The organism is Streptomyces sp. NPDC079141, from assembly GCF_040686775.1.
In the GTDB taxonomy this organism is placed as follows: Bacteria; Actinomycetota; Actinomycetes; order Streptomycetales; family Streptomycetaceae; genus Streptomyces.
Genome location: NZ_JBFBLP010000003.1, coordinates 48,482 through 74,850, shown reverse-complemented (window position 1 = coordinate 74,850; position 26,369 = coordinate 48,482). Strand labels below are relative to the sequence as shown.

Genomic DNA, 26,369 nt, shown 5'->3' with positions numbered 1-26,369 from the left:
TACCGGTCGGTAGGAAATCCGAACTCACCATAGCGCCGCGAGTTGGAAATTCAAACCCTCACCTAGACTGGTCGCCATGGCCGCCCCCAAAGACCCGCGCCCCTGTTCCGTCGCCGACACCCTGGCGCTCGTCGGCGAGAAGTACTCCCTGCTCGTCCTGCGCGAGGTCTTCCTCGGCAACCGCCGCTTCGACCAGCTGGTGCGCAACATCGGCGCCCCGCGCGACATCCTGGCCACCCGCCTGCGCCGGCTCGTCGACGCCGGGATCCTGACGAAGCGGGCCTACAGCGAGCGGCCGCAGCGCTTCGAGTACCGGCCCACCCAGGCGGGCATCGAGCTGGAGCCGGTCCTGCTGACCCTCATGGCCTGGGGCGACCGCCATCTGTACAAGGACGACGACCGGCCGATGGTGATCGAGCACGTCTGCGGCAACGAACTGGTGCCCGTCGTCACCTGCTCGACCTGCGGCGACCAGGTCCGCCACGAGGACCTCACGGCCCATCCGCAGGCTCCGGGCTGGACGCTGGCGGGGCCGCTGCCGGCGGCCTGAGCCGGCTACACGTGCGCGCGGCAGAAGGCGCGCACCGCGCGCGTGAAGCCCTCGGGGTCCTCAAGGTTGCTCATGTGCCCCGCCCCGGGCAGCACCACCAGCTCGGCGTCCGCGATCGCCCCCTCGAAGTGCCGGGCCACGTCCAGGGGTGAGCGCACATCGGCCTCACCCCAGACGAGCAGGGCGGGCACCTCGATCGCGGGCAGCAGATCGTCGAGATCGGCCTCCGCCATCATGAACAGCTGCGCGCCCATGGTCTGCGGGCGCACCTCGCGCTGCATCGCGTCGAGCAGCGGCACGAACGCCTCCGGCGGCCGGTCACCGGCGAACAGCCCCGGCAGCGTCGGATCGAAGGCCTCCCTGGGCGCCGCCAGCATCCGCCGGGCGCCCTCGACCCGGGCGGCCACCTCCTCGGGCGGCAGCGAGCCCTTCCAGCCTGCGTAGGTGTCCACCAGGATCAGCGTGCGGACCAGATCGGGGCGGAGCCGGTACAGCTCCAGCACGACGGTGCCGCCCCAGGAGAGGCCGGCGACCTGGGCCGGACCGAGCCCCACCGCCTCGATCACGGCGACCAGGCAGTGGGCGTAGTCCGCGAGGCCGAATCCGGCGGGCACGTCCGAGGACCGCCCCGAGCCCGGCTCGTCCCAGGCCACCACTGTGAACTCGTCGGCCAGCGCCTCGACTTGCGGCTGCCACATCCGCCCGTCCAGACCCGCCCCGTGCACCAGCACCAGGGGCGGCCCCGGTGCGTGCCCCACGCGCGCGTAGACGACATCGACGCCGCTGACCCGGACCGTCGGCATGGTTCCAGGCTAGCCACGGCCGCGCACCAGTGCCCAACGGACGCCCCTGCGAAACCCCTGTGCCACCCCTGTCACCGAGGGACGCTACGCTGCCCCTCGACACTTGTGATCACCGCGCCCCACGGCACGGTGTGCCCATCGCGTCCTCCACCATCAGCACTTGGACTCCGTAACTTCATGTCTTGGTTTGAATCCCTCATCCTCGGACTCGTCCAGGGGCTGACCGAGTTCCTCCCCGTGTCCTCCAGCGCGCACCTGCGGCTGACCGCGGCGTTCTCCGGCTGGGAGGACCCGGGCGCGGCCTTCACCGCGATCACCCAGATCGGCACGGAAACGGCCGTGCTGATCTACTTCCGCAAGGACATCGGGCGGATCATCCTGGCCTGGGCGAAGTCGCTCACGGACAAGGCGATGCGCCGCGACCACGACGCCCAGATGGGCTGGCTGGTGATCGTCGGCTCGATCCCGATCGGTGTACTGGGGCTGACGCTCAAGGACCAGATCGAGGGGCCCTTCCGCGATCTGCGGATCACCGCGACGATGCTGATCGTGGTCGGCATCATCATCGGCATCGCCGACCGCATGGCGGACCGTGCCGAGAGCGGCGGGCGGCACCGAGCGGCCAAGCAGCGCAAGGAACTGGGGGACCTGAACGTCCGCGACGGCCTGATCTTCGGCCTCTGCCAGTCCGCGGCCCTGGTCCCGGGCGTCTCCCGCTCCGGCGCCACCATCAGCGGCGGCCTGTTCATGGGCTACTCGCGCGAGTCCGCGGCCCGTTACTCGTTCCTCCTCGCGATCCCCGCCGTGCTCGCCTCGGGCCTGTTCGAGCTCAAGGACGCGATGGAGACCGGGCATGTCGACTGGGGCCCCACGGCCTTCGCGACGGTGATCGCGTTCGCGTCCGGCTACGCGGTGATCGCCTGGTTCATGAAGTTCATCTCCACCAAGAGCTTCATGCCGTTCGTCTGGTACCGCATCGCCCTCGGCATCCTGATCGTCGTGCTGGTGGCCACCGGTGCGTTGAGCCCGGACGCGGGCGAACCCGCGCACTGAGACCGGGAATTCAGTGACTCATCGCACGCGGGACGAGTAGCCGTTCGGTAGCGCAGCGTCAGTGCTTGCCCCTAGGCTGGTCCGCATGTCCCCCGATTCCGTAGCCGGTGGTTCCGTGCGCTCTGCTGCCGAGGTGAACGAGCAGATCCGCGCCCTGTGGGTGCGCGCGGGCGGCACCCTGTCGGCCCAAGAGCGCACGGAGTACGAGCTGTTGGTGGTGGAGTGGGCGGCCGCGATCCGCGGCGAGGTCATCAAGGCGGCCTGAGCCGCTATGCCCGCAGAGGGGCGAGGATCTCGTCGTCGAGCGGATACGGCCGCTCCTGCGGCAGCAGTTCGCGAGCCCGCGCCGTCTCGCCCGCCCGCACCAGGGAGCGGATCTCGCTCGCCAGCGGCGTCACGTCCTCGATGCCGACGGTCCATTCGTCGGCGTAGCGGGCCGCTGCCCCTCCCGAGAGTCCCAGTTGCAGCGAGCGGTGGGGCAGCGGGTTGAGGTGCAGATCGCGTTCCGGATCCCACTGCACGCGCGCGGGTGCCTGCCTCAACTGCCGCTTCCAGTCGGCCCGGTCGCCGTGCAGGTCCGGTACGTAGTGCGACAGGCACGCGTTGCGCAGCGCCCAGACGAAGCCCTCCCGGCTGATCTCGACGGCCAGAACGGTCTCCTGGCCCTCCTTCGTGCCCCAGCCGCAGCGGTACATCATCCACAGGAAGGACGGCTTGATCCAGGTCATCCGGTCCCGCTTCCAGGACGCCGGAAAGCGCCCGGTCCGGGCCGCGGGCCCGCCGATCTCCGGCCGGTAGGCCTGGTAGACGGTGACCGTGGACTCCGTGTGCCGGGCCCGTACCCGGAACCTGGGTTCGGGCTGTGCTGCTTGATCGTTCACCCCGCAAGACTGGGCCCCGCGTCCGTCCTCCGCCACCGAATATCGCCACCGTCGCCGCACACCTCTTGGCTCGGCCCACCCCATGCCCAACACTGAGCCGATGACGCAGCGTGTGGAGCTCGCGACCGTGATGGACCGGCTGGCCGTCGACGGGCTGATCACCGAGTACGCGGTGGCGGTCGACGACGGTGACTGGAAGGCGTACCGAGGACTGTTCACCCCCGACGGGCGCGCGGACTACCGCTCGGCGGGCGGCATCGAGGGGGACGCCCAGAACGTCGCGGCGTGGCTCGCCGAGAGCATGCGGCTGTTCCCGATGCGGCAGCATCTGATCGTCAACCGCCGGGTGCGCTTCGGGATCCTGGAGCAGGACACCGGCGACACGGCCCACGTGCAGGCGGACTACGTCAATCCGATGCGGCTGGCCCAGGAGGACGGCGGTTCGGCCGCCCCCGACTTCGTGTGCGGCGGCCGGTACTCCTTCGGGCTGACCCGCACGTACGACGGCTGGCGGCTGCGCGAGGTGATCGTCCAGGAGAAGTGGCGGCGGCTGCCCGGACCCGCGGCGACACGATGATCGATTCGTCCCGTGCGCTCTGTCCCGCGGGCGACTCCAGCGCGCACACTGGAGGCACCACGGGGTAGGAGGCGCTGCATGAAGAGGTTCGGCCACTGGCTCGTCTCCCCGTGGCGGCGCTCGCTGGTCGCCGCACTGGCCGGTGCGCTGCCCGTGCTCGCCTTCCCGGCGCCCTCCCTGTGGTGGTTCGCCTACGTCGCCCTGGTGCCCTGGCTCGTCCTGCTGCGCTCGGCGCCGACCGGGAAGCGGGCGCTGTACGACGGCTGGTGCGGGGGCTTCGGCTTCATGCTGGCGATGCACCACTGGCTGCTGCCGAACCTGCATGTGTTCACCTTCGTCATCGCCGCGCTCCTCGGCGTGCTGTGGGCCCCCTGGGGATGGCTGGTGCGCCGTCTGCTGGCCGGGGAGCCCGGGCCGGGCCGGGTGGCGGCCGCCCTCGCGGTGCTGCCCTCGGGCTGGCTGATGGTGGAGCTGGTGCGCTCCTGGCAGGGGCTCGGCGGCCCCTGGGGGATGCTCGGCGCAAGTCAGTGGCAGGTGGACCCGGCGCTGCGGCTCGCCTCGGTCGGCGGGGTGTGGCTGCTCAGCTTCCTGGTGGTCACGGTCAACGTCGCCGTCGCCGTCCTGGTGGCGGTCCGCCGCTCCCGCGTCCCGGCCGTGGCCGGTCTGGTCGCCACCGCCGCCGTCACCTCGACGGCCTGGGTGTGGTCGCCCCGCCCGGACGTCGAGGGTCGGGTGAGGATCGCCGTCGTCCAGCCGGGCGTCATCCACGGCGTCGACAGCGGCGACCGGCGCTTCGCGCGCGAGGAGCAGCTCACCCGTGAGCTGGCCGGCCAGGACCTGGACCTGATCGTGTGGGGCGAGAGCAGCGTCGGCTTCGACCTGGGCAGCCGGCCCGACCTGGCCGAGCGCCTGGCCGCGCTCTCCCGGGAGACCGGCGCCGACATCCTGGTCAACGTGGACGCCAAGCGCTCCGACAAGCCCGGCATCTACAAGAGTTCGGTGCTGGCCGGCCCGGACGGCCTGACCGGCGACCGCTACGACAAGATGCGGCTCGTGCCCTTCGGCGAGTACGTGCCGTTCCGCTCGCTGCTCGGCTGGGCGACCTCGGTGGGCGAGGCGGCCGGCGAGGACCGGCGGCGCGGCTCCGCGCAGGTGGTGATGGACGCCGGGGACGGCCTGCGGGTGGGCCCGATGGTCTGCTTCGAGTCGGCGTTCCCGGACATGAGCCGCCATCTCGTCGAGGACGGCGCCGAGGTGCTGATCGCCCAGTCGGCGACCTCGACGTTCCAGCAGAGCTGGGCACCCGAGCAGCACTCCTCGCTCGCCGCCCTGCGCGCCGCGGAGACCGGCCGCCCGATGGTGCACGCGACGCTGACCGGTGTCTCCGCCGTGTACGACGCGCGCGGGCAGCGCGTCGGCCCGCCGCTGGGGACGAGCGCGAGCACGGCAGCGGTCTACGACGTGCCACTGGCCGACGGGACCACGCCGTACGTCCGGTTCGGCGACTGGACGGTGCAGGCCGCGCTGCTGGTCATGGCCGCCTGGTGCGGCGGTGAGGCCGCCCGGGCGCTCAGGCTCCGGCGGCCTGCTCCTGGACCGCGCGTACCACCCGCTCGCACAGCTCATGGGTCGCCAGCGCGTCCCGGGCGCTGAGCACCTTCCCCGCGCGCACGGCGTCCAGGAACGCCAGCACCGCCTGCTCGATGCCGCGCTGCCGGGCCACCGGCACCCAGTCGCCGCGCCGGCGCACGGTCGGCTGCCCCTTGTGGTCGATCACCTCGGCGAGGTTGAGCACCTGCCGCTTGGTGTCCTGGCCGGAGACCTCAAGGATCTCCTCGGCCGAGCCGCTGAGCCGGTTCATCACTCCGAGGGCGGTGAAGCCGTCCCCGGCGAGCTGGAGCACGACGTGGTGCAGCAGCCCGCCCTCGGTGCGGGCGCGCACGGTGACGTCGTCGATCGGGCCGGGCACCAGGAAGCGCAGCGTGTCCACGACGTGGATGAAGTCGTCGAGGATCATCGAGCGCGGCTCCTCCGGGAGCCCGATCCGGTTCTTCTGCATGAGGATCAGCTCGCGCGGGTGGTCGGCGCACTGCGCGTACCCGGGGGCGTAGCGCCGGTTGAAGCCGACGGCGAGGCTGACCCCGCGCTCCTCGGCGAGCTCCACCAGCCGCTCGGAGTCGGCGAGTTCGTACGCCATCGGCTTGTCGACGTACGTCGCCACGCCCGCCTGGAGCAGCCGCGTCACGATCTCCGGGTGTACGGCGGTGGGCGCGTGCACGAACGCGGCGTCCAGGCCCTGGGCGAGCAGGGAGTCGAGGTCGGTGTGGCGCTGCCCCTGGGGAAGGTGGAGGCCGTCGGCGACCCGGGCGAGAGTGGCGGGCGTGCGGGTCTGCAGATGCAGTTCGACGCCGGGCTGGTGGCCGAGCACCGGTAGGTAGGCCTTCTGCGCGATGTCCCCGAGTCCGATGCAGCCGACCTTCACTGGCTCTCCCTACCGCGTGCCTGGGTGTGACACGACCGAAGCATACGGCGGCTGCGGGGGCCGCCAGTCGGCGATGCCGTCGAAGCTGCGCACCAGGGACGCGGGCGCGGCCTTGGACAGGGCGGCGATCGCGGTGTTGCGTACGGCGATGCCGACGCGGCCGGTCATCAGGTTGACGCGGGCGACCTGGGCGGACCTGCGGGCGACGGCGGTCGTACGGGGCAGCCGGGCCGCGGTGTAGCCGGGGAGGTCGTCGCGGTGGTGGGCGAGCACCACGGCGTCCTCGACGGCCTGGTTGCCGCCCTGTCCCAGCAGCGGCGGCATGGCGTGCGCGGCGTCGCCGACCAGGGCGACCCGGCCGCGGTGGTAGGCGGGCAGCGGCTCGGCGATGTGGTGGACGTCGTGGCGCAGGACGTCCTCGGGGCGGGCGGCGGCGAGGATCGCGGGGACCGGCTGGTGCCAGTCGCCGTAGCGGCGCAGCAGTTCGGCCCTCTCGTCGTCGGGTGCGCGCTGTCCGGCGGGCGTCCGCGCCGCCGCGTACGCGTACACGCGGCCGTCCTTGAGCGGGTGCGAGCCCCAGATGCGACCCCGGCCCCAGGTCTCGTGCGAGGCGAACTGGACGCCGGGCAGCGGGACCACGATCCGCCAGGTGGTGAACCCGGAGTACACGGCTCCGGGGTGGTCCGGGAACAGCACCCCGCGGACGGCCGAGCGGACGCCGTCGGCGGCCACCACCAGGTCGGCCTCCAGTTCGCCGTCCGGGGTGGTCACGCGGGCCGGGCGGTTCGCGTCGCCGGGGTCGGCGACGGTCGCGGTGACGCCCGTACGGACGGCGTCCGGCGGGAGTGCCCCGGCCAGGCTGTTGACGAGGGTGGCCCGGTGCAGCAGGACGAGGGGGCCGCCGAAGCGTTCGGCGACGGCGGCGGCGTCGGTGCGCGAGAGCCAGCGTCCGGACGGGGTGCGCAGTCCCCCGTCGCCCTGCCAGGCGGCCAGGTCGCGGATCTCGTCCCCGAGCCCGATGACGTCCAGGGCGCGCAGGGAGTTGGGCGCGAGCGAGATGGCCGCGCCGACCGGTTCGAGGGACGGGGCCCGCTCCAGCACGGTCACCTGGCGGCCGGCGAGGTGCAGTGCGGCCGCCGCCGTCAGACCACCGATCCCGCCGCCGATCACGACGACCCGCTTCGTCCGTGCCATGGGGTTCCTCCCGGTCGAACTACAGGTGTAGTACCGCTGCGCGTCGACTGTACTACAGCCGTAGTGCGACAGGTAGGTTGGCCTTCATGTCCGTACGCACCACGAGCGCCTCGCGCGCCGACCTCGTCGCCGACACCGCCCTCGCCCTGCTCGCCGAGCGCGGGATGCGCGGGCTGACGCACCGGGCGGTCGACGAGGCGGCGGGGCTCCCCCAGGGCTCGACGTCGAACCTGGCCCGCACCCGGCAGGCGCTCCTGGAACTGGCGGTACGCCGGCTCGCCGAGCGCGAGGCACGCGTCCTGGCCCTGGACGAGATGCCGGACCCGCGCGCCGGCGTCGACGCGTTCGTGGACGGAATGGCCCTGGCCACCCACCGCTCCCTGACCCGCAACCGCGACCTGACGCTCGCCCGCTACGAACTGGCCCTGGAGGCCACCCGCCGCCCCGAGCTGCGCGCGTACTACAACGCGACGGGCGCCCGCTTCCGCGACCAACTGGCCGCGCTGCTCACGGCCATGGGGTCGGCCGATCCCGCCCGGCACGTGCTGTCGCTGGTCGCCTGGGCGGACGGGCTGATGTTCTCCTGCGTGGCCGGGTCGTTCAGCGCTCAGGCCCCGAGCCTGGAGCAGGTGCGGGCCGGGCTGCGGGAGTTGCTCGACGGCATGCTCGGCGACCGCAAAAGCATTGGAGGGCCGGAGTGAGTCTGCGCAAGGATGCGCCCATGACAATCGAACGCCATGAGCCCGCCATCACCGCCGACGAGCGCACCATGCTGGAGGGCTGGCTGGACTACCACCGCCAGACGCTGGCGTGGAAGTGCGAGGGCCTGACCGACACCCAGCTCAGGACCGCCTCCGTGGAGCCGTCCGAGCTGACCCTGATGGGGCTCGTGCGCCATATGGCCGAGGTGGAGCGGTTCTGGTTCCACGAGATCCTCGTCGGCGAGGACCTCGGAGTGCTCTACTGCTCCGAGCAGGACCGCGACGGCGACTTCCACTTCTCCGCGACGGACACCTGGGAGGAGGCGCACACGACCTGGCGCGCCGAGATCGACAGGGCCCGGGGCAACGTGGCGGACCGCGGCCTCGACGACCTCTCCAAGGGCACCAGCCGGTCCGGTGAACGCTTCAACCTGCGCTGGATCTACACCCACATGATCGAGGAGTACGCCCGCCACAACGGCCACGCGGACCTGCTGCGCGAGCGCGTCGACGGGACCACCGGCGACTGACGTCACCCTCGGCGGACGCACGCCCTCCGTACGGGGGCGGAGATCACCCGTGCGGGGCATCCTCCGCTTGTCCGCTGTCCCAAAGGGGGCCGGAACCAGCAGAGTTGCGCGGGTGCATCGAACGACGACCACCGCAGCGCTCCTGGTCACCGTGGCTGTCTCCGCCCTCTCGGGCTGTGTGACGGTCCAGCGCCCGCCCGTCACCGCGCCACCGGCACCGCCGTCGCAGCCGCCGGCGCCCGGGGCGAACGGCCGGTCGGAGCCCCAGATCGTGCAGGCGCCGGCGCAAGAGGCACTGGAGCTGATCGGGCCGCCCCGCCACCCGGACCGCAAGAAGCTCGCGTCCGAGCAGCCGGCGGCGCCGTCGGCCGACACCCCGACACCGGCCCACCGGCCGTCCGCCCCGCACCCGCAGCCGCGCCGCCCGCACCCGAAACAGCAGACCCCGGACGTGATCCCGGCACAGCCGCGCGTCGAGATCCCCGACGTGTCGGAGTCGGTCCGCAAGAACACGGACGTGTGCGGCCTGGGCAAGAAGTACGGCGGCTGGCACCGGGACAGCCCCGAGGCGGCGATCTGCGAGCAGGCCTACGGCCGCTGAGGGCGCGGCCCGCCCATCCCCCGCACCTCCACCCGCGCACGAGCGGGGCCTGCCATCGTCGGCGCCCCGGATTTCCGTCGCAGTGAGGGGCGAGCGTGATGGGACGTTCCGTCGGCGAGTCGTACGACCCTCTGGGCGCGCATCTGCAGGATCCGTACCCCTTCTTCGCGCAGGCGCGCGAGCAGGAGCCGGTGTTCTACTCCGAGGTGATGCAGGCCTGGGTGGTCACCCGGTTCGACGACGTCCGTACGGTGCTCCAGCGGCACGAGACGTTCTCCACGGCGAACGCCCTGCGCTCCCCGCTCCCGCTGCACCCCGACGCCGTCGCCGTCCTGCAGCGCGGCTATCCGCCGTCGTCGGCCATCATCAACGTCAGCGGCGAGCGCCATCTGAAGGTGCGCGCCCCACTGGCCAAGCGGCTCGGCACGGACGCCGTCGCGGAGATGGAGCCGGGCATCCGCGCGCGGGCGGCCGCCCTGGTGGACGCCATGGAACGGGACGGTTCGGCGGAGTTGATGGACCGGTACACGCGCGTGCTGCCGGTGGACACCATCGCCGAGATGTGCGGGGTCGAACCACAGGACCGGGAGATCATCCGGGACGGGGCCTACGCCTGCGTGGCCGTCATCACCGGTGGCGCGCCCCGGGACGAAGAGGTCGCCGCGGCCGAGCTGTTCCTCAAGTTCCAGGACGTCATGGCGCGCTACGTCCGTGAGCGCAAGGAGCGCCCGGGGACGGACGCGTTCAGCGAGATCGTCGGCGTGCTGGCCCCGCCGGGGCCCCTCGACGACGAGCACCTCGCCGAACTGGTGTGGACGTTCATCGGCCTGATCACCGCGGGCCACTCGACCACCACGGCCCTGCTGGGCAACGGCCTGTGGCATCTGCTGTCCCGGCCCGAGCAGTGGCGGCTGCTGTGCGAACGTCCTGAGCTGATCCCGGGCGCCGTGGAGGAGATCGCCCGCTACGACACCCCCGTGCACGCCTTCTTCCGGGTGACCACGCGCGAGGTGAGCCTGGGCGGGCACACCCTGCCCGAGGGCGCCGATGTCGTGGCCCTCTACAGCGCGGCCAACCGGGACCCCGAGGAGTTCGACCGGCCCGAGACGTTCGACATCACCCGGCAGATCACGCGGCATCTGACGTTCGGGCACGGGGTGCACGCCTGCGTGGGCGCCCGGCTGGCCAGGCTCCAGCTCGCGGTGACGCTGGAGACCCTGTCCGCCCGCCTTCCCGGGCTCCGCCTGGTGGACAGGGAATCGGTGCGGATGGCCCGGCAGTTCGTCGACCACGCCCCCGTGGCGCTGCATGTGGCGTGGTGAGGGGCATGGACGGGAAATCGGACTCCGCGCCGGCCCCTGCCGAGCTCCAGGCCCGGGCGCTGGAGCTCGTCCACGCGTACCAGGCCTCCCAAGTCCTCGGGGTGGCGGCCCGTCTGCGGCTCGCCGACCTGCTGCACGACGGCCCGCGGAGCGGTGCGGAGCTGGCGGCGGCCACCGGGACCCACGAGGACTCGCTGCACCGCCTGCTGCGGGCCCTGGAGAGCCTCGGCGTGGTGCAACGGCACGGCCGCACGGGCCGGTTCGCGCTCACCGGCTTCGGTGAGGTCCTGCGGTCGGACACCGGGGCTCCGGCACGGGCGCTGGCCGACCTGTTCACCTCCGAGGCCGTCTGGCGCCCCTGGGGCGAGCTGCTGCACAGCGTGCGCACCGGACAGACCGCGTTCGAGCACGTCTTCGGCATGCCCGCCTTCCCGTACATCGGCGGGCGGCCGGACCTGTCGGGCCTGTTCAACGCCGCGATGGCGGAGACCGCGCGCGGTGCGGCCGATGTGGTGGTGGCCGGTTACGACTTCTCCGGCTTCGACACGGTGGTGGACGTGGGCGGCGGCAACGGCACCCTGCTCGCCGCCCTGTTGACCGCGTGCCCCGAGGGTCGGGGCATCCTGTTCGACACCCCCACGGGGGTGAAGGAGGCCGCCGAGGTGCTGGCCGCGGCCGATGTCACCGACCGCTGCACGATCACCCCGGGAGATTTCTTCACCGCGGTGCCCTCCGGCGGCGACGCCTATGTGCTGAAGAGCATCATCCACGACTGGGACGACGACAGTTCGCGTGCCGTCCTGAGCAACTGCCGCCGCGCCATGCCGCGGCACGCGAAGCTGCTGCTGGTCGAGCCGGTGCTGCCCGGCGACGACGGAGGGCCGGCGGCGCTGAGCACGGTCCTCAGCGATCTCAACATGCTGGTGATGGCCGGTGGCCGGGAGCGCACCGAGGCGGAGTTCGCCGCCCTGCTGGACTCCGCCGGCCTGGAGCTGACGCGGGTGGGAGAACCGCTGGCCCCCACCCACTTCCAGGTGCTGGAGGCGGTCCCCCGCTAGGCGACAACGCACAGGGCCCGCCCCACAGATGGGACGGGCCCTGCATTCGGAGCGCCGGGCAGGCCTTGCACCTGCATCTCCCCGCAGGAAGCGGGACGTCTTTCCTTGGACCACCAACGCAAGCCCCGGTCCGCCGCGCTTGCGGCGACCAGTGCAAGGTCAACTATACGGCATCACGCGCCAGTTCTACGACGCCCAGGTCAGGGACGCTGCCGCGGCGGCCCCCAGCCGCCCTCCGCCGACGGACCGCCCTCGCCCAGCCGCAGCTCCAGGCGGCTGATCGCGGCCCGCACCCCGTCGCCGTAACCGTCGTCGGCAAGCGCGTCGGCCGTCCCACGGGCCCGGCGCAGATGGGTGCGGGCGGCCTCGGAGCGGCCCAGCTTCACATAGTCGGCGGCGAGATTGAGATGCAGCGAGGGGTACAGCGCACGCACCGCGAGCGCGTCCTCGTGCTCGGCGAGCCGGTCGTCGGTCAGCTCCTCCGCGGCCGTCAACGCCCGCAGGTCCCAGGCCAGTTCGTCCCAGGGGTCGTCCTGGGTGTCGGCCAGGTAGTGCGCCAGGGTGCAGCGGTGCAGCGGGTCGCCGTGCTCGCCGATCTCCGCCCACAGGTCCAGGAAACGGTGCCGGGCCTCCTCGCGGTCCCCCGCGTGATGCAGCATGACGACCTGCCCGATCCGTGTCATCACGGCGTCCGGCACCGTCCGCTCCTGTCGCTCCGCCACCGCATCCTCCACACGCTCGCCGGCCGGGGTCGCTGTCGACGCTAACGGCAGGCACGGACAATCCGGGCGAGGCGGGGCCGACCCGTCGGACCGGCCCCGCTCCAGGTCAGCCCAGGTTCGGGATGCGCCAGTCGATCGGCTCGTGGCCCTGCTGGGCCACCGCCTCGTTGATCTGGGTGAAGGGACGGGAGCCGAAGAACTTCTTGGCGGACAGCGGGGAGGGGTGCGCGCCCTTGACCACGACGTGCCGCGTCTCGTCGATCAGCGGGAGCTTCTTCTGGGCGTAGTTGCCCCACAGCACGAAGACCGCCGGGTCGGGACGGCCGGCCACGGCCTTGATCACCGCGTCGGTGAACTTCTCCCAGCCCTTGCCCTTGTGGGAGTTGGCCTCACCGGAGCGGACCGTGAGCACCGCGTTGAGCAGCAGGACGCCCTGCTGCGCCCACGGCATCAGATAGCCGTTGTCCGGGACGGGCAGGTCGAGTTCCGCTTGCATCTCCTTGTAGATGTTGCGCAGGGAGGGCGGGGTCTTCACGCCGGGCCGGACCGAGAAGCACAGGCCGTGGCCCTGGCCCTCGCCGTGGTACGGGTCCTGGCCGAGGATCAGGACCTTCACCTTGTCGTAGGGAGTGGCGTCCAGCGCGGCGAAGACCTCCTCGCGCGGAGGGTAGACGGGACCCTTGGCCCGCTCCTCCTCGACGAACTCCGTCAGCTCCTTGAAGTAGGGCTGCTGGAGCTCGTCGCCGAGAACCCCGCGCCAGGACTCGGGCAGCATGGCGATGTCGGTCACGTCAACTTCCTTACGATCTGCGGTCGCTTCGTCGGCACAGAACTTACCGGCGACCACTGACATCGGGCCTACCAGCTGGTCTTGCGGTAGAACTCGCCCATCATCATGATCGTCGACGGGTCCAGGGCCCGCTCGGCGCCGGAGATGTCGTTGTCCGCCGCCACGTACTGCCGGCCCTGCCACAGCGGCAGCAGCCGCGCGTCCTCGACGAGGATCTCCTGCGCCTCCTCGAAGTCCTTCTCCACGTTGGAGCGGTCGCTCTCCTGGCGGGAGCGGGGCAGGATGTCACCGGTGATCTCGGGCGCCGGGTAGGGCGTGCCGAGGGCGTTCTGGTCGCCGACGAAGGGGGCGATGAAGTTGTCGGCGTCCGGGAAGTCGGGGGCCCAGCCGCGGCCGAACACCGGGTACTCGCCCTTCTGGTAGCCCGTCACATACGTCTTCCAGGGGCGGCTCTTGAGGCTGATCTCGAACAGGCCGGTGTCCTCCAGCTGCTTCTTGATCTCCTCGAACTCCGCCTTCGTCTCGGAGCCGTAGCGGTCGGTGGTGTACCAGAACTGGAGCGGGACGGGCTCGGTGATACCGTCCGCCGCCAGGATCTGGCGGGCCTTGTCGGCGCTGGGCTCGCCGAAGTCGTCGAAGAAGCCGGTGGTGTGGCCGGTGAGCCCCTTCGGGACCATGGAGTACAGCGGCTCCACCGTGTCCTTGTAGATCTTGTGCGCGATCGCCGGGCGGTCGATGATCTGGGCGATGGCCTTGCGCACGGCGGGCTTGGCGGCCCAGGGGTCCTTCGGGTTGAACACCAGGTAGCTGATCTGCGTGCTGACGCTCTCGATGAGCTGGAACTCCTTGCGCGCCTCGAACGTCTGCAGATCGAGGATGTCGTCGGCGGCCAGACCGCGGAAGGCGACGTCGAGATCGTGGTTGCGCAGGGCGCCGACCATGGTGGCCGAGTCGTCGAAGTAACGGATGGTCACGGCGCTGTTCTTGCGCTCGGCGTAGCCCTTGTAGCTGTCGTTGCGGACGAGTTCGGCCTTCTCGCCGTCGTCGTACGACTCCAGCGTGTAGGGCCCGGAGCCGACGACCGCGCCGTCCTCGCGCAGGGAGTCGATCGGATAGCCGGCCGGGTCGACGATCGACATGGCGGGCGTGGCGAGCACGAACGGGAAGGTGGCGTCCGGCTTGTTGAGGCGGAAGACGACCTCGCGCTCGCTCGGCGCCTCGACCTTGTCGAGGCTGCCCAGCAGACCGGCGGGGCCACCGTTGACCTTGATCTTCGTGATCCGGTCGATCGAGTGCTTCACGGCGGCCGCGTCGAGCGTGCTGCCGTCGGAGAACTTCAGCCCCTCGCGCAGCTCGCAGCGGTACACGGTGTTGGAGGTGTCCGTGAACTCGCAGCTCTCGGCGGCGTCGGGCTCGGGCTTGCTCGCGCCCGCCGGGTAGCTCAGCAGCGTCTGGTAGATGTTGCGGAACAGCTCCCAGGAGCTGTCCCAGGAGGCGGCGGGATCCAGCGTGCTCGGCGCACTGGTCGTCCCCACCACGATCGGCCCCTGCTCCTCAGAGGAATCCGACGACAGGATTCCGCATCCCGCCACCAGGGACGATATGGACGCGATGGCCGCCACCTGCCGCAGGCCTCGGATCCGGTTGAACACGCGCACGCTCCTCGATCTGCCATACCAAGGGTCGGCAGACCATACCGCAGAGATTCGCCGGTTGAACCGGTGTCTCACGGGGGCGCTTGATCGATAAACCTGTGACTACGTTGTCAACGTGCTTTGATCTGACTTGCCATGGACGCCCGTTCCGCTTCTGTAAAGCGGAACGGGCGTCGTCGCGTGCTGGGCGGGTCAGCCGACGCCGGCGTTGAGGAAGATGCCGCCGTCGACGACGAGCGTCTGGCCGGTGACCCAGTCGGACTGCGCCGAGGTGAGGAACGCGGCGGCGCCCCCGATGTCCGACGGCACACCGAGGCGGCCCAGCGGATAGGCGGCGGCCGCCTCCGCCTCCCGGCCCTCGTACAGGGCCTGCGCGAACTTGGTCTTCACCACCGCCGGGGCGATCGCGTTGACCCGCACCTTGGGCGCGAACTCGTGCGCGAGCTGCGCGGTCAGGTTGATCAGGGCGGCCTTGCTCACGCCGTAGGCGGCGATGAAGGGCGAGGGCGCGAGGCCCGCGACGGAGGCGATGTTGACGATCGCGCCGCCGTTGTCCTTCTGCCAGGCGTGCCAGGTCTTCTGCGCGAAGCCCAGCGCCGAGATCACGTTGGTCTCGAACACCTTGCGGGCGACGTTGAGGTCCAGGTCGGCGATCGGGCCGAACACCGGGTTCGTACCGGCGTTGTTGACCAGGAAGTCGACGCGGCCGAACGCCTCCATGGTGCGCTCGACGGCGACGGCCTGGTGGGCCTCGTCGTGGGCCTTGCCGGCGACGCCGATGACCCGGTCGGCGCCGAGTGCCTCGACGGCCTCCTTGAGGGCGTCCTCGTTGCGGCCGGTGATGCAGACGCGGTCACCGCGGGCGACCAGCGCCTCGGCGACGCCGTAGCCGATACCGCGGCTGGCGCCCGTGACGAGGGCGACCTTGCCGGAGAGCTCGGGAAGTTCAGTCATGTCCGTGATCCCTTTAGTCGAGCGGTCCGCCGGCGACGTACAGCACCTGGCCGGAGACGAATCCGGCCGCCTCGCCGGTGAAGAAGGCGATGGCGTTGGCGATGTCGTCCGGCTCCCCGACGCGCTGCACGGGGATCTGGGTGGCGGCCGCGGCCTTGAAGTCGTCGAAGCCCATGCCCACGCGCGCGGCGGTGGCGGCCGTCATGTCGGTGGCGATGAAGCCGGGGGCGACGGCGTTGGCGGTGACACCGAACTTGCCGAGCTCGATGGCGAGGGTCTTGGTGAAGCCCTGCATACCGGCCTTGGCGGCGGAGTAGTTGACCTGGCCGCGGTTGCCGAGGGCGGAGGAGGAGGACAGGTTGACGATGCGGCCGAAGCCCGCGTCGACCATGTGCTTCTGGCAGGCCTTGGACATCAGGAAGGCGCCGCGCAGGTGGATGTTCATGACGGTGTCCCAGTCGGAGACGCTCATCTTGAACAGGAGGTTGTCGCGCAGCACGCCCGCGTTGTTGACGAGGATGGTCGGCGCGCCCAGCTCCGCGGCGATCCGTGCCACGGCCGCCTCGACCTGCGCCTCGTCGGAGACGTCGCAGCCGACCGCGAGGGCCTTGCCGCCGGCCGCGGTGATCTTCTCCACGGTGTCCTTGCAGGCGGCCTCGTCGAGGTCGAGCACGGCGACCGCGCGGCCCTCTGCGGCCAGCCGTACGGCGGTGGCGGCGCCGATACCGCGCGCTCCGCCGGTGACTACGGCGACCCGCTGCTCAGTGGTGGACATGGCTGCTTCTCCTCGCCCTTGGGGTGCGGCCCAGCGGCTCGCCCATGGGTGAGCGACCGCTTAGTACCTTCAGCAGACGTGACGCTAGAAGCCCTGGCACGCGGTGTCAACGCCAGGCTCGCCACGTGTGATCCATTACCTCTGCCCGCGACGGCCATGGTCCCGCACGGGCCTCCCCGGGGGCACCCGATCAGCGCATCTGAGCGCGGCCCCTGAGCCATGTGGCTCATAGCGTCGAACCCGGGCCACTCATTGGCCGGAAAGGAGACGTGCCATGCGCCGTCGCACCGGTGCCGTCGGCACACTGATCGCGATAGCCGCGATCGTGCCGCTGGCCAACACCGCTCACGCACAGGATCTGGACTGCGCGAACTTCACCTACCAGGAGGACGCGCAAGCCGTGTACGACGCCAACCGCCAGGATCCGAACCGCCTCGACGAGGATCAGGGCCCGGACGACGGGATCGCCTGCGAGGCGCTGCCCCGGCGCGGCTCCGCCGTGACCTCCGCGACGCCCACGCCCACCGCCGTCACCCCGACGCTGGGCGTGCGTGGCGGGCTGGGCGGAGCGTCGGATTCCGGCCCGAGCGCCTGGGAGACGGGCGCCGGGCTGGCCTTCGTCGCCGGCGGCGCCCTCGCGGCCGGTTACGTGGTCCGGCGCCGCCGGTCCTGAGTCACCGTACGAGCAGCTCCAGCAGCCGTTCCGTCTCGGCCGCCGGGTCGGCTGTCAGGCCGGTGTGGACCGGGCCGGGCTGGACGATGGTGGAGCGGGGGGCGATGAGCCAGCGGAAGCGGCGGCCCGCGTCGTCGGAGGCGGCCTGGCCCGCCGTGTCGCCGCCGGAGCAGACGCGCTCCACCGCATGGAGCGCGGCGCGTACGCCGGCCAGGTCGGCGTTCGGGTCGAGGGCCAGCAGTCGGGCCTCGTCGAGATGGGTGCGGGCGCCGACGTAGGCCTTGGCGCGGCAGTAGACGAGCACTCCGGCGTTGATGCACTCGCCGCGCTCCACGCGGGGTACGACGCGCAGGACGGCGTACTCGAAGACCTCGCGGTCGCTCGGGCCCCCCTTGATGAAGTGGCGGTCATCGCTCACTTGGTGCCCTCGATTCGCTCGTGGATGACGCCGGCCCGGGCCAGGAGCGGGCGCGCGTAGGCCCGCCTGAGGTCCTCCGGGTCCTCGAAGCCGCGCTCCCCCGCCAGCCAGTCGTCCGGGATCTCGGCGGTGACCTCGGCGAGGAGGTCCTCGGTGACGAGGGGCGCCAACTCGGCGGCGGCCGCGGCGACATCCGGGCCGAAGGGCGCGAGGGCGTGGTCGGAGGCGTCGTAGGGGCGGGCCGCGGAGGCTTCGGCGCCGGGCCAGTTGTGGTGCCAGATCATGGTGGCGCCGTGGTCGATGAGCCACAGTTCGCCGTGCAGCATCAGCAGGTTGGGGTTGCGCCAGGAGCGGTCGACGTTGTTCACCAGCGCGTCGAACCAGACGATCCGCCCGGCCTCCTCGGGGCTGACGGTGAAGGCCAGGGGGTCGAAGCCGAGCGCACCGGACAGGAAGTCCATGCCGAGGTTGAGGCCGCCGCTGGACCTGAGGAGGTCCTGCACCTGCTGCTCGGGTTCGCCGAGGCCCAGCACCGGATCGAGGGCGATCGTCACGAGACGGGGCATGCGGAACCCCAGCCGGCGGGCGAGTTCGCCGCACACGACCTCGGCGATCAGCGTCTTGCGGCCCTGTCCGGCTCCGGTGAACTTCAGGACGTAGGTCCCGAAGTCGTCGGCCTCGACGAGCCCCGGCAGCGAGCCGCCCTCACGCAGGGGCGTGATGAAGCGGGTCGCGATCACTTCCTTGAGCATCGCCCCAGGTTACTGGGGAGTCGTCGGCGGCCTGAACGGCGGACGCGCCTGGCCCGTACCTCTGAGTGTGATCCGAACGTGGAAGGGAAGGCCGGCATGACCAGCGAATCGCTCCAGCCGCTCGCGACCCCGAGCCGCCGAACCGTCGTGGCGGCGGTGGGCGCCGTGGGACTGTCCTTCGGGCTGAACGCGTGCGGGTCGGAGGACGAGTCGTCGTCCGCGTCCGCCGGGACCGTCGTGGCGAAGACCTCGGACATCCCCGAGGGCGGCGGCAAGGTGCTCAAGGACCACAAGGTGGTCGTCACCCAGCCGACGCAGGGCACGTTCAAGGCCTTCTCGTACGAGTGCACCCACCAGGGATGTCCGGTGACGGGCGTCTCCGGCGGCTCGATCACCTGCCCGTGCCACAAGAGCAGGTTCTCGATCGAGGACGGCAGCGTGCAGGGCGGACCCGCGCCGAAGCCGCTGCCCGCGCGCGAGGTCACCGTGGACGGGGACTCGATCACGCTTGCCTGAGCCGGCCCCGTGACCGCCTCAGGGCGCCGATCGCCTCGTCGGTGGTCACCAGGGTGGCGACCAGGGCGAGCGTGTGCCGGATCATCGCGGGGGTGTACTCGGCGGGCACGCCGGCTATCGCGTCCGTGGGCACGACGGCGGTGTAGCCGCGGTTCACGGCGTCGAACACGGCGTTGGGGATCGCCACGTTGGCGGAGACCCCGGTCACGACCAGCGTGCGGCAGCCCAGGTTGCGCAGCAGGGCGTCGACGTCGGTGCCCTGGATCGGCGACAGCCCGTGCAGCCGTCGTACGACGAAGTCCTCCTCGGTGACCTCGATCGGGGCGGCGATGCGGACGGCGGTGGTGCCGGACAGCTGCTGGACGGGGAGGCGTTCTGCGGCGCGGAAGAGGCGGGCGTTGCGGCTCGCGCCGCGGCCGTCGGGGCGGCGCTCGGCGACCGCGTGGACGACCTGAACGCCGGTCTCGTGGGCCACCTCCACCAGGCGGGCGACGTTGGCCAGGGCGCCCGAGGAGCGGGCCTGCTTGGCGAGTTCGGGCAGTGCGCTGTCCGGTCCGACGACGCCCTGCTGGCACTCGACGGTGAGCAGCACGGTGCGGTCCGGGTGGAGGAGTTCGCTGAGCTGGTCGTTCGACGGCATGTGTGCCCCCTGGGAGCCGGCGGTGTGGGGCGGGCGAGGTTAGCCACCATTGCGCGACGACGGAAGACGACCCATCCTTTTCTGACGTGATGTCAGAGGATCTCCTCATCGGGGAGGACCTTCTCTGGCACGACGTGGGAGAAGAGGGGGCCGTATGACCGTCACTCAGCGCCGGGGCCGGAAGATCATGATGACACCGGTCGAGCTGGACGAGTTCCTGACCACCCAGCGCACCTGCCGGCTCGCCACGGTGTCGGCGGACGGCGCTCCGCACGTGAGCACGCTGTGGTTCGCCTGGGACGGGACCTCGCTCTGGCTGTACTCGGTGGTGCGCAGCAAGCGCTGGGCCGACCTGCGGCGCGACCCCCGGGTGGCGGTCGTGGTCGACACGGGCGAGGAGTACGACGAGCTGCGCGGCGTCGAGCTGTCCGGCACGGTGGAGTTCGTGGGCGAGATCCCGCGCACCGGGGAGCTGCGCGCCGAACTCGACGTGCCGGAGACGCTGTTCGCCCGCAAGAACTTCGGCCTGGAGGAGATGCCGCACGACGGCCGGCACGCCTGGCTGCGACTGACGCCCGCCAAGACCGTGTCCTGGGACTTCAGGAAGCTGGCGACCCTGTAACGCTCTCCCCCGCCGCCCGCAGTGCCTTCACCGCCGCCCTGATCGAGGGGCGGCGGTCGGCGTCCGCGCGCCACACGACGTACACATGGCGCCGCACCCGCTGCTTGAGCGGCACGGTGACGACCTCGGGCGGCATCGGGTGGCGCCCGAGCAGCGGGACGACGCACACACCCAGCCCCGCGGCGACCAGCCCGAGCTGGGTGTGCGTCTCGGCGGCGCGGTGGCCGACGATCGGTTCGATGCCCTTGGAGCGCAGCGTGAACATCAGCCACTCGTGGCAGAACTCGCCCTGGCCCCAGGTGATCCACTCGTCCTCGGCGAACTCGGCGAGGTCCACCTCCGCCCGGCCGGCGAACCGGTGGCCGACCGGCATCGCCACATCGGCGGGGTCGTCCAGGATGGGCGCCTTCACCAGGCCGTCCGGCAGCGGCATCGGCTTGTTGTACCAGTCGAGCACCACGGCGAGGTCGAGATCGCCGCGCACCACACCGGCGACGCCGTTCTCCGGCTCCAGTTCGCAGGAGCGCAGCCGCAGCGCCGGGTGCTCCGCGCGCAGCGCCGCGAGGGCGGTCGGGAACAGCCCGCGCGCGGCGGTCGGGAACGCCGACAGTCTCAGCTCGCCGGCGACCTGACCGCGCTGCGCCTCCAGGTCGGACTGGGCGAGCTCGACCTGGGACAGGATCCGCGCGGCGTGCTCGGCGAGCAGCCGGCCCGCGTCCGTGAGCCGCACGCCACGGCCGTTCTTGGCGAGGAGCTGCTGGCCGACCTCGCGCTCCAGCTTGGACATCTGCTGGGAGACGGCGGACGTCGTGATGTGCAGCCCCTCGGCCGCGCCGCTGACCGAGCCGTGCCGGGCGAGGGCGTCGAGGGTGCGCAGGCGCTCCAGGTTCAACATGTAAGCAATACTACGAGATACGGCTCGGAAAAACTCACTTGTGCTACGAGGTTTTGGTGCCGCAGGGTGATCCCATGACCACCGCCACCGCTTCCCGTGCGGCGCTCGACTGGCGCCTGCGTTTCGCCACCCTCTCCCTGATCTGGGGCTTCAGCTTCCTGCTCATCAAGGTGGGCACCGAGGGCTTTGCGCCCTTCCAGGTCACGCTCGGCCGGCTGCTGTTCGGCACGGCGGTACTGGCGGTGGCGATGGCGGTGAAGCGGGAGCGGCTCCCGCGTGGGGCACGCACGTGGGCCCACCTGACGGTCGCCGCGTTCCTCCTGAACGCGCTGCCGTTCTCGCTGTTCTCGTACGCGGAGCTGACGATCCCGTCGACGCTCGCGGGCATCTGCAACGCGACCTCGCCCCTGTGGGGCATGGCCCTGTCCCTGATCGCCCTGTCCGAGGACCGACCCACCCGGCTGCGCGTCGCCGGCCTCGGCCTGGGCTTCCTCGGCGTCCTGACGGTGCTCGGCGCCTGGCAGGGCTTCACCGGCCTGGACGCCAGGGGCACGGGGATGGCCCTGCTGGCCTCGCTCAGCTACCCGATCGGCTGGATCTACGTCCGCCGCACACTCGCCGGCACCAACTCCTCGAACCTGTCCCTGACCGGCGCCCAGCTGCTGCTGGCCACCCTCCAACTAGCGCTCGTCACCCCCCTGTTCACCTCGTTCCCCACCCACTTCCCCGTCCTGCCCCTGCTCGCCGTCACCGCCCTCGGCGCCCTCGGCACCGGCATCGCGGTCCTCCTCCAGTACGGCCTGGTCGCCGAGGTCGGCCCCACAACGGCCCAGATGGTCACCTACTTCATCCCGGTCATCGCCACGGCCGCGGGCGTCGCCCTGCTCGGCGAATCCCTGACCTGGTCGACCCCCATCGGCGCGGCAATCGTCCTGGCGGGGGCAGCCTTGACGCAGATGCGGCCGCGGGCGCAGGGCAGCACCGGCGAGAAGCCCGGGCCTGACGGGACGACGACAGAGCGGGTGCCCGCCGAGGCGAGGCCTTAGACGAGCCCCCGACCCGGCGCCCGCCCCACCGCCGAAGCGATTGCGTCCGCGAGGCGCGTGGTGTCCGCGTGGGTCAGTGTCGAGATGGTGACGCGGATGCCGGGCTGGGCGCTGCCCATGCGGAAGCGGGCGCCGGGGGCGACGGCCCAGCCGACGTGGAGGAGGCGGGCCACGGCACCGGTTTCGTCGGGGACGGGGATCCAGACGTTCATGCCGCTGCGGCCGCGGGCCTCGATGCCACGCTCCGCGAGCGCGTCGATCAGCAGGTCGCGGCGTCGGCCGTAGGCCGCCGCCACCGACTTGGGGTCGATCACGCCGTCGTTCCACAGCCGTACGACCGCGCGCTGGACGATCAGGCTGACCCAGCCGGGACCGAGGCGCTGGCGGCCGCGCACCCGGTCGAGGGTGACGGGGTCGCCGGTGAGCACGGCGAGCCGCAGGTCGGGGCCGTAGGCCTTGGCGACCGAGCGCATGAAGGCCCAGTGGCGGGTGGTGCCGGCCAGCGGGTGCAGGGGCTGGTCGACGATCGCGTGCCCGTGGTCGTCCTCGATCAGCAGGGTGTCGGGGTGCTCGCGGAGCACGGATCGCAGCGCACGCGCGCGTGCGGCGCTCACCGCGGCGCCGGTCGGGTTCTGCGCCCGGTCGGTGACGACGAGGGCGCGCGCCCCGGCGTCGAGGGCGCGGCGTACGTCGTCGGGGAGCGGGCCGTCGTCGTCGACGCCGACGGGGGCGATCCGCAGACCGAGGGCCGGGATCAGATCGAGGACGCTGCCCCAGCCGGGGTCCTCGACGGCGACGGTGTCACCGGGCTTCAGATGTGCCGCGAGGACGCGCTCTATGGCGTCGAGCGAGCCGGAGGTGACGGCAATCGGCCCGTCCGGCACACCGTCCGCGTCCAGCCCGGTCCGGGCGGCGCGGGCCAGCTCCGGGTCCACGGGTTCGTCGCCGTAGAGCACCGGATGCCGGTCGCCCCGTTCGGCCGCGGCCGCGAACACGCCGGCCAGCGGCGGCAGCAGCGCCGGATCCGGGTTGCCGTTCGCCACGTCGCGCACTCCCGTGGGGACATCGACCCTGACGTACTCGCGCCCGGTGGTGGCGGGTCTGGGCCGCACCCGGCTGCCCCGGCGTCCGGCGGTCTCGATGACCCCGCGCTCGCGCAGGGTGCGGTACGCGGCGGCGACGGTGTTGGGGTTCACCCCCAGCTCGATCGCCAACTCCCGCATGGGAGGCAGCAGTTGTCCGGGCTCCAGCTCCCCCGCACCCACCGCCGCCTCGACGCTCGCCGAAATCTCCGCTGCACGCCGACCCGTGATCCGATATCCTCCTAGCACAAAGCAGATTATGCACTAGTGCAATGGAGATCGCAATGCCGGGGACCCAGCAGCCGACGTCACAGCCCGCCGCCTACACGCCGACCGACCGCACGGTCCCCACCCGTTCCGCCGAGCGCGCGTCGTACGACAAGGAACTGGTGCACTCGATACTCGACGAGGCCTACGTCTGCCATCTCGGCTTCGTCCGGGACGGCGCGCCGGTGGTGCTGCCGACGCTGTACGGCCGGGTCGGCGACCGTCTCTACGTCCACGGCTCGACCGGCTCGCGCCCGCTGCGGATGACGGGGCAGGCCGACCCGGGGCTGCCGGTCTGCCTGACCGTGACACACGTCGACGCGCTGATCCTGGCCCGTTCCGCCTTCCACCACTCGATGAACTACCGGTCCGTGGTCGTGCACGGCGTCGCCCACCAGGTGACGGACCCCGAGGAGAAGCGGATCGCCCTGGACGCGCTGGTCGACCACGTCGTGCCGGGCCGCTCCGCGGACTCCCGCCCCGCCAACAAGAAGGAACTGGCCGCCACGGCCGTCATCCGCCTCGACCTGAATGAGGTCTCCGCCAAGCTCCGCACCGGCGGCGTCAACGACGAGCCCGAGGACCTCGCGCTGCCGTACTGGGCCGGCGTCGTCCCGCTGCGCAAGGGCTACGACACGCCCCTCGCCGACGCCGACCTCGCCCCCGGCACCGAGGTCCCCGAGTACCTCAAGGCCCGGTGAGCTCCCCCGCCCGGCGGGTCTCCGCCGCCGCGAGCCCGGCGACCGACCCCAGCATCAGCAGGGTGCCGGCCAGCGTGGCGGCGGTCAGCCGTTCACCGAGCAGGACGACGGCGAGCCCTGCCGCGGCGACCGGCTCCAGCAGCATGATCACGGAGACCGTGGCGGACCGTACGACCGCGGCGCCCGCGAAGTAGAGGGCGTAGGCGAGCGCCGTGGGCACGGCCGCGATGTAGGCCAGCAGCCCCAGCAGCCGGACCGGTTCCGCGGTCTGCGGCAGCAGCCCCTCGGCCAGCGCGAACGGCAGCAGGCACAGGCTCGTGACCGCGAACGCCCCCACCGTCGCCCCGGAGACGTCGCCGTCGCCGCCCCAGTGGCGGGCGAGGAGGGTCATGACGGAGTAGCCGGCCGCCGAGACCAGGGCGAGGAGCACGCCCAGCGGGCGTACGGTCGCGCCCCCGCCGCCGAGCACGAGGACGGCCAGTCCGGCGAGCGCCCCGGCAACGGCGGCCAGGCCGCCCCGGCCGAGCCGTTCGCCGAGGGTCAGCCGGGCGCCCAGCGTGATGAGCACGGGACCGGCGCCGAGGGTGACGACGGTGGCCACGGCGAGGCCGGTGATCTCGACGGCGGCGAAGTAGGCGGTCTGGAAGACGGCCAGCCCGATGCCCGTCACGCCCGCCCGCAGGAGCCGCCGGCCGAGCGGTCCCGGCCGCCCGGCAGCAGCGCGCGGCCGCAGCAGGTGGACGGCCAGCAGCAGCGCGAGTCCGGTCGCGCAGCGCCAGAAGGAAAGGGCGACGGGCCCCATGTCACTGGTCCGGTAGACCAGCGAGGCGGCCGCGCCCGCGGTGCCCCAGGCGACACCGGCAACGATCAGATACAGCAGGCCTCGCCCGATGGGCAGGCCGGAAGCAGCATGCGACACGTGTTCTCTCCGCAGATACGCAGAAGGTCAAAAGGACTGCGTCTGCGGGCAGCACCGTCCGCCCCGGCGGCATGCCGGGGCGTCGACCGGAGGCCCGCCTCAGGCGGCCGGCGGCGGGAGGACGAGCGTGTGCGCGTACATGATCGGGACCCTAGGAGGCGGTGGTGCGGGCCGACAACTCCTTTTCCCCGGCGCCGCTGGCCACCGGCTCCGCGGACCCCTTGGCGGGGGCCGTGGACTGGGCGATGAGGGCGCCGAGCAGGACGACCGCGCCGCCGATGATCTGCGGAGCCGACAGGTGCTCGCCGAGCAGCACCCAGGCGAGCACGGTCGCGATGACCGCTTCGAGGCAGGCGACGACGCCCGCGACCTGCGGCGAGAGCCGGCGCACCGAGACCACGCCGGTGACGTAGGCGAGGACCGTGGCGACGAGGACGATCCAGGCCAGCAGCACTCCGGCCGCGACCAGTGTGCCGTTCATGTCCACGGTGTCGGTGAGGACGGACCGGTCCATGGTCCAGGGGCGGGCCACGACCGTCAGTACGGCGGCGCCGACGAGCAGGCCGTAGGCGATGACGCCGAGCGGGTCGGGCGCCTGCTCGGCCGCGTCGGTGCCCTGGTCGGACAGGACGAAGTAGCCGACCTGGCAGCAGGCCGCGCCGAGCGCGAGCAGCAGGCCCAGGGCGTCGAAGCCGAGGCCGGACCAGATCTCGACGACACAGGCGAGGCCGCCGACGGCGAGGACCACCCCGAGGGCGGCGGCGCGCGTCACCGGCCGCCGCTGCACGAACCGCACCCAGCCGAGCACGAGCGCCGGCGCGAGGTACTCGACGAGCAGTGCGACGCCGACCGGGATACGGGAGATGGAGGCGAAGTAGAAGGCCTGGACGCCGGCCACACCGAGCAGTCCGAACCCGGCGAGCAGTGCGGGGCGGCGGCGCAGGAGCGCGCGGTGGCGCACGGCGAGGGGCAGCATCACCAGCGCCGCGCCGGTCACCCGCAGCCACACCACGTGCAGCGGGTCCAGGCCCGCCTCGATCAGCGGCTTGGCCGCGACACCGGATCCACCGAAGGCGAGCGCGGAGATGAGGGCGAGGCCGAGCCCCATGCCCTCTCTGCGGCTGCCCTGACTGCTGTCTGTCGTACGCACCGGCACATGATGACAGGGGATGACATGAGCGTCACCCCCA

Annotated in this window: 31 protein-coding genes; 15 read left to right on the top strand and 16 right to left on the bottom strand. The window is 72.0% G+C overall.

The genetic code is table 11. From position 1 onward, the window contains the following. The first annotated feature begins 76 nt into the window (after window positions 1–76). Window positions 77–550, top strand: a complete 474-nt coding sequence (locus AB0Q90_RS10020) for a helix-turn-helix domain-containing protein (RefSeq protein WP_363162167.1) — start codon at window positions 77–79, stop codon at window positions 548–550. 5 nt (window positions 551–555) lie between these two features. Here AB0Q90_RS10020 and AB0Q90_RS10015 read toward each other — a convergent pair whose 3' ends face one another. Then, window positions 556–1,353 carry an alpha/beta hydrolase gene (locus tag AB0Q90_RS10015; protein WP_363162166.1) on the bottom strand — a complete coding sequence of 266 codons (798 nt, stop codon included), beginning with the start codon at window positions 1,351–1,353 and terminating at the stop codon, window positions 556–558. A 177-nt stretch (window positions 1,354–1,530) separates the two neighbouring features. Between AB0Q90_RS10015 and AB0Q90_RS10010 the strand changes: the two genes are divergently transcribed. Both AB0Q90_RS10010 and AB0Q90_RS10005 read left to right on the top strand, forming a co-directional pair. Beyond that, on the top strand, window positions 1,531–2,406 hold the full coding sequence (locus AB0Q90_RS10010; protein ID WP_363162165.1) for an undecaprenyl-diphosphate phosphatase: 876 nt from the start codon (window positions 1,531–1,533) through the stop codon (window positions 2,404–2,406). An 85-nt stretch (window positions 2,407–2,491) separates the two neighbouring features. Then, on the top strand, window positions 2,492–2,671 hold the full coding sequence (locus AB0Q90_RS10005) for a hypothetical protein (RefSeq protein WP_363162164.1): 180 nt from the start codon (window positions 2,492–2,494) through the stop codon (window positions 2,669–2,671). Window positions 2,672–2,675: 4 nt separating this feature from the next. Here AB0Q90_RS10005 and AB0Q90_RS10000 read toward each other — a convergent pair whose 3' ends face one another. After that, window positions 2,676–3,287, bottom strand: coding sequence for a DUF4291 domain-containing protein (locus AB0Q90_RS10000; protein ID WP_363162163.1), 612 nt, complete (start codon window positions 3,285–3,287; stop codon window positions 2,676–2,678). A 100-nt stretch (window positions 3,288–3,387) separates the two neighbouring features. Between AB0Q90_RS10000 and AB0Q90_RS09995 the strand changes: the two genes are divergently transcribed. Together AB0Q90_RS09995 and lnt are read left to right on the top strand one after the other, a co-directional pair. Beyond that, window positions 3,388–3,864, top strand: coding sequence for a nuclear transport factor 2 family protein (locus AB0Q90_RS09995; RefSeq protein WP_363162162.1), 477 nt, complete (start codon window positions 3,388–3,390; stop codon window positions 3,862–3,864). A 78-nt stretch (window positions 3,865–3,942) separates the two neighbouring features. After that, complete coding sequence (lnt, locus tag AB0Q90_RS09990; RefSeq protein WP_363162161.1) at window positions 3,943–5,517, top strand: apolipoprotein N-acyltransferase; 1,575 nt, start codon at window positions 3,943–3,945, stop codon at window positions 5,515–5,517. Here the strand turns inward: lnt and AB0Q90_RS09985 are convergent. Continuing rightward, window positions 5,435–6,346 (bottom strand): Gfo/Idh/MocA family oxidoreductase, encoded by a 912-nt coding sequence (locus AB0Q90_RS09985; RefSeq protein ID WP_363162160.1) that lies wholly within the window; start codon window positions 6,344–6,346, stop codon window positions 5,435–5,437. The two genes, lnt and AB0Q90_RS09985, sit on opposite strands and share 83 nt — an antisense overlap. A 9-nt stretch (window positions 6,347–6,355) precedes the next feature. Further along, complete coding sequence (locus AB0Q90_RS09980) at window positions 6,356–7,540, bottom strand: FAD-dependent monooxygenase (protein WP_363162159.1); 1,185 nt, start codon at window positions 7,538–7,540, stop codon at window positions 6,356–6,358. Between the two features lie 86 nt (window positions 7,541–7,626). Between AB0Q90_RS09980 and AB0Q90_RS09975 the strand changes: the two genes are divergently transcribed. From AB0Q90_RS09975 to AB0Q90_RS09955, 5 genes are all read left to right on the top strand, one after another. Further along, on the top strand, window positions 7,627–8,241 hold the full coding sequence (locus tag AB0Q90_RS09975) for a TetR/AcrR family transcriptional regulator (RefSeq protein ID WP_363162158.1): 615 nt from the start codon (window positions 7,627–7,629) through the stop codon (window positions 8,239–8,241). 20 nt (window positions 8,242–8,261) lie between these two features. Continuing rightward, on the top strand, window positions 8,262–8,771 hold the full coding sequence (locus AB0Q90_RS09970) for a DinB family protein (RefSeq protein WP_363162157.1): 510 nt from the start codon (window positions 8,262–8,264) through the stop codon (window positions 8,769–8,771). A 112-nt stretch (window positions 8,772–8,883) separates the two neighbouring features. Continuing rightward, window positions 8,884–9,372, top strand: a complete 489-nt coding sequence (locus AB0Q90_RS09965) for a hypothetical protein (RefSeq protein WP_363162156.1) — start codon at window positions 8,884–8,886, stop codon at window positions 9,370–9,372. A gap of 98 nt (window positions 9,373–9,470) precedes the next feature. Further along, window positions 9,471–10,694, top strand: coding sequence for a cytochrome P450 (locus AB0Q90_RS09960; RefSeq protein WP_363162155.1), 1,224 nt, complete (start codon window positions 9,471–9,473; stop codon window positions 10,692–10,694). Window positions 10,695–10,699: 5 nt separating this feature from the next. Beyond that, complete coding sequence (locus AB0Q90_RS09955) at window positions 10,700–11,752, top strand: methyltransferase (protein WP_363162154.1); 1,053 nt, start codon at window positions 10,700–10,702, stop codon at window positions 11,750–11,752. A gap of 200 nt (window positions 11,753–11,952) precedes the next feature. On the opposite strand, the gene AB0Q90_RS09950 is transcribed toward AB0Q90_RS09955, so the two are convergent. From AB0Q90_RS09950 to fabG, 5 genes are all read right to left on the bottom strand, one after another. After that, window positions 11,953–12,474 carry a hypothetical protein gene (locus tag AB0Q90_RS09950; protein ID WP_363162153.1) on the bottom strand — a complete coding sequence of 174 codons (522 nt, stop codon included), beginning with the start codon at window positions 12,472–12,474 and terminating at the stop codon, window positions 11,953–11,955. Window positions 12,475–12,580: 106 nt separating this feature from the next. Continuing rightward, window positions 12,581–13,264, bottom strand: coding sequence for a uracil-DNA glycosylase (locus tag AB0Q90_RS09945; RefSeq protein WP_363162152.1), 684 nt, complete (start codon window positions 13,262–13,264; stop codon window positions 12,581–12,583). A 68-nt stretch (window positions 13,265–13,332) separates the two neighbouring features. Continuing rightward, a complete protein-coding gene (locus AB0Q90_RS09940) occupies window positions 13,333–14,916 on the bottom strand; it encodes an ABC transporter substrate-binding protein (RefSeq protein WP_363162151.1) in 1,584 nt (527 codons plus the stop codon). Between the two features lie 195 nt (window positions 14,917–15,111). After that, window positions 15,112–15,873, bottom strand: a complete 762-nt coding sequence (locus tag AB0Q90_RS09935; RefSeq protein ID WP_363162150.1) for an SDR family oxidoreductase — start codon at window positions 15,871–15,873, stop codon at window positions 15,112–15,114. Window positions 15,874–15,886: 13 nt separating this feature from the next. Then, window positions 15,887–16,648: a 3-oxoacyl-ACP reductase FabG gene (fabG, locus tag AB0Q90_RS09930; protein ID WP_363162149.1), complete on the bottom strand. Its 762-nt coding sequence runs from the start codon at window positions 16,646–16,648 to the stop codon at window positions 15,887–15,889. Between the two features lie 274 nt (window positions 16,649–16,922). Between fabG and AB0Q90_RS09925 the strand changes: the two genes are divergently transcribed. Beyond that, a complete protein-coding gene (locus AB0Q90_RS09925; protein WP_363162148.1) occupies window positions 16,923–17,321 on the top strand; it encodes an excalibur calcium-binding protein in 399 nt (132 codons plus the stop codon). A 1-nt stretch (window position 17,322) separates the two neighbouring features. On the opposite strand, the gene AB0Q90_RS09920 is transcribed toward AB0Q90_RS09925, so the two are convergent. Both AB0Q90_RS09920 and AB0Q90_RS09915 read right to left on the bottom strand, forming a co-directional pair. Beyond that, on the bottom strand, window positions 17,323–17,739 hold the full coding sequence (locus AB0Q90_RS09920) for a DUF3037 domain-containing protein (RefSeq protein ID WP_363162147.1): 417 nt from the start codon (window positions 17,737–17,739) through the stop codon (window positions 17,323–17,325). Further along, entirely contained in the window at window positions 17,736–18,491 is a 756-nt protein-coding gene (locus AB0Q90_RS09915; RefSeq protein ID WP_363162146.1) for a HipA family kinase, read from the bottom strand. The genes AB0Q90_RS09920 and AB0Q90_RS09915 overlap by 4 nt, the downstream gene beginning before the upstream one ends. A gap of 96 nt (window positions 18,492–18,587) precedes the next feature. On the opposite strand from AB0Q90_RS09915, the gene AB0Q90_RS09910 reads away from it, so the two are divergent. Continuing rightward, the gene (locus AB0Q90_RS09910; protein WP_363162145.1) at window positions 18,588–19,007 is read left to right on the top strand and encodes a Rieske (2Fe-2S) protein; all 420 of its coding nucleotides are present in this window, start codon (window positions 18,588–18,590) and stop codon (window positions 19,005–19,007) included. Here AB0Q90_RS09910 and AB0Q90_RS09905 read toward each other — a convergent pair. Beyond that, a complete protein-coding gene (locus AB0Q90_RS09905; RefSeq protein ID WP_363162144.1) occupies window positions 18,994–19,647 on the bottom strand; it encodes a cysteine hydrolase in 654 nt (217 codons plus the stop codon). The two genes, AB0Q90_RS09910 and AB0Q90_RS09905, sit on opposite strands and share 14 nt — an antisense overlap. Window positions 19,648–19,801: 154 nt before the next feature. Here AB0Q90_RS09905 and AB0Q90_RS09900 point away from each other — a divergent pair, with 154 nt between their 5' ends. After that, complete coding sequence (locus AB0Q90_RS09900; RefSeq protein WP_363162143.1) at window positions 19,802–20,269, top strand: pyridoxamine 5'-phosphate oxidase family protein; 468 nt, start codon at window positions 19,802–19,804, stop codon at window positions 20,267–20,269. Here the strand turns inward: AB0Q90_RS09900 and AB0Q90_RS09895 are convergent. Further along, the gene (locus AB0Q90_RS09895; RefSeq protein ID WP_363162142.1) at window positions 20,247–21,164 is read right to left on the bottom strand and encodes a LysR family transcriptional regulator; all 918 of its coding nucleotides are present in this window, start codon (window positions 21,162–21,164) and stop codon (window positions 20,247–20,249) included. The genes AB0Q90_RS09900 and AB0Q90_RS09895 overlap by 23 nt on opposite strands. A 74-nt stretch (window positions 21,165–21,238) precedes the next feature. On the opposite strand from AB0Q90_RS09895, the gene AB0Q90_RS09890 reads away from it, so the two are divergent. Further along, complete coding sequence (locus AB0Q90_RS09890; RefSeq protein ID WP_363162141.1) at window positions 21,239–22,210, top strand: DMT family transporter; 972 nt, start codon at window positions 21,239–21,241, stop codon at window positions 22,208–22,210. On the opposite strand, the gene AB0Q90_RS09885 is transcribed toward AB0Q90_RS09890, so the two are convergent. Then, window positions 22,207–23,541: an aminotransferase class I/II-fold pyridoxal phosphate-dependent enzyme gene (locus tag AB0Q90_RS09885; RefSeq protein WP_363162140.1), complete on the bottom strand. Its 1,335-nt coding sequence runs from the start codon at window positions 23,539–23,541 to the stop codon at window positions 22,207–22,209. The genes AB0Q90_RS09890 and AB0Q90_RS09885 overlap by 4 nt on opposite strands. A 35-nt stretch (window positions 23,542–23,576) precedes the next feature. Between AB0Q90_RS09885 and AB0Q90_RS09880 the strand changes: the two genes are divergently transcribed. Next, window positions 23,577–24,260, top strand: a complete 684-nt coding sequence (locus tag AB0Q90_RS09880; RefSeq protein WP_363162297.1) for a pyridoxamine 5'-phosphate oxidase family protein — start codon at window positions 23,577–23,579, stop codon at window positions 24,258–24,260. Here AB0Q90_RS09880 and AB0Q90_RS09875 read toward each other — a convergent pair. After that, window positions 24,247–25,179, bottom strand: a complete 933-nt coding sequence (locus tag AB0Q90_RS09875; protein WP_363162139.1) for a DMT family transporter — start codon at window positions 25,177–25,179, stop codon at window positions 24,247–24,249. The genes AB0Q90_RS09880 and AB0Q90_RS09875 overlap by 14 nt on opposite strands. 151 nt (window positions 25,180–25,330) lie before the next feature. Continuing rightward, window positions 25,331–26,335 carry an EamA family transporter gene (locus AB0Q90_RS09870; RefSeq protein ID WP_363162138.1) on the bottom strand — a complete coding sequence of 335 codons (1,005 nt, stop codon included), beginning with the start codon at window positions 26,333–26,335 and terminating at the stop codon, window positions 25,331–25,333. Window positions 26,336–26,369: the final 34 nt, after the last annotated feature.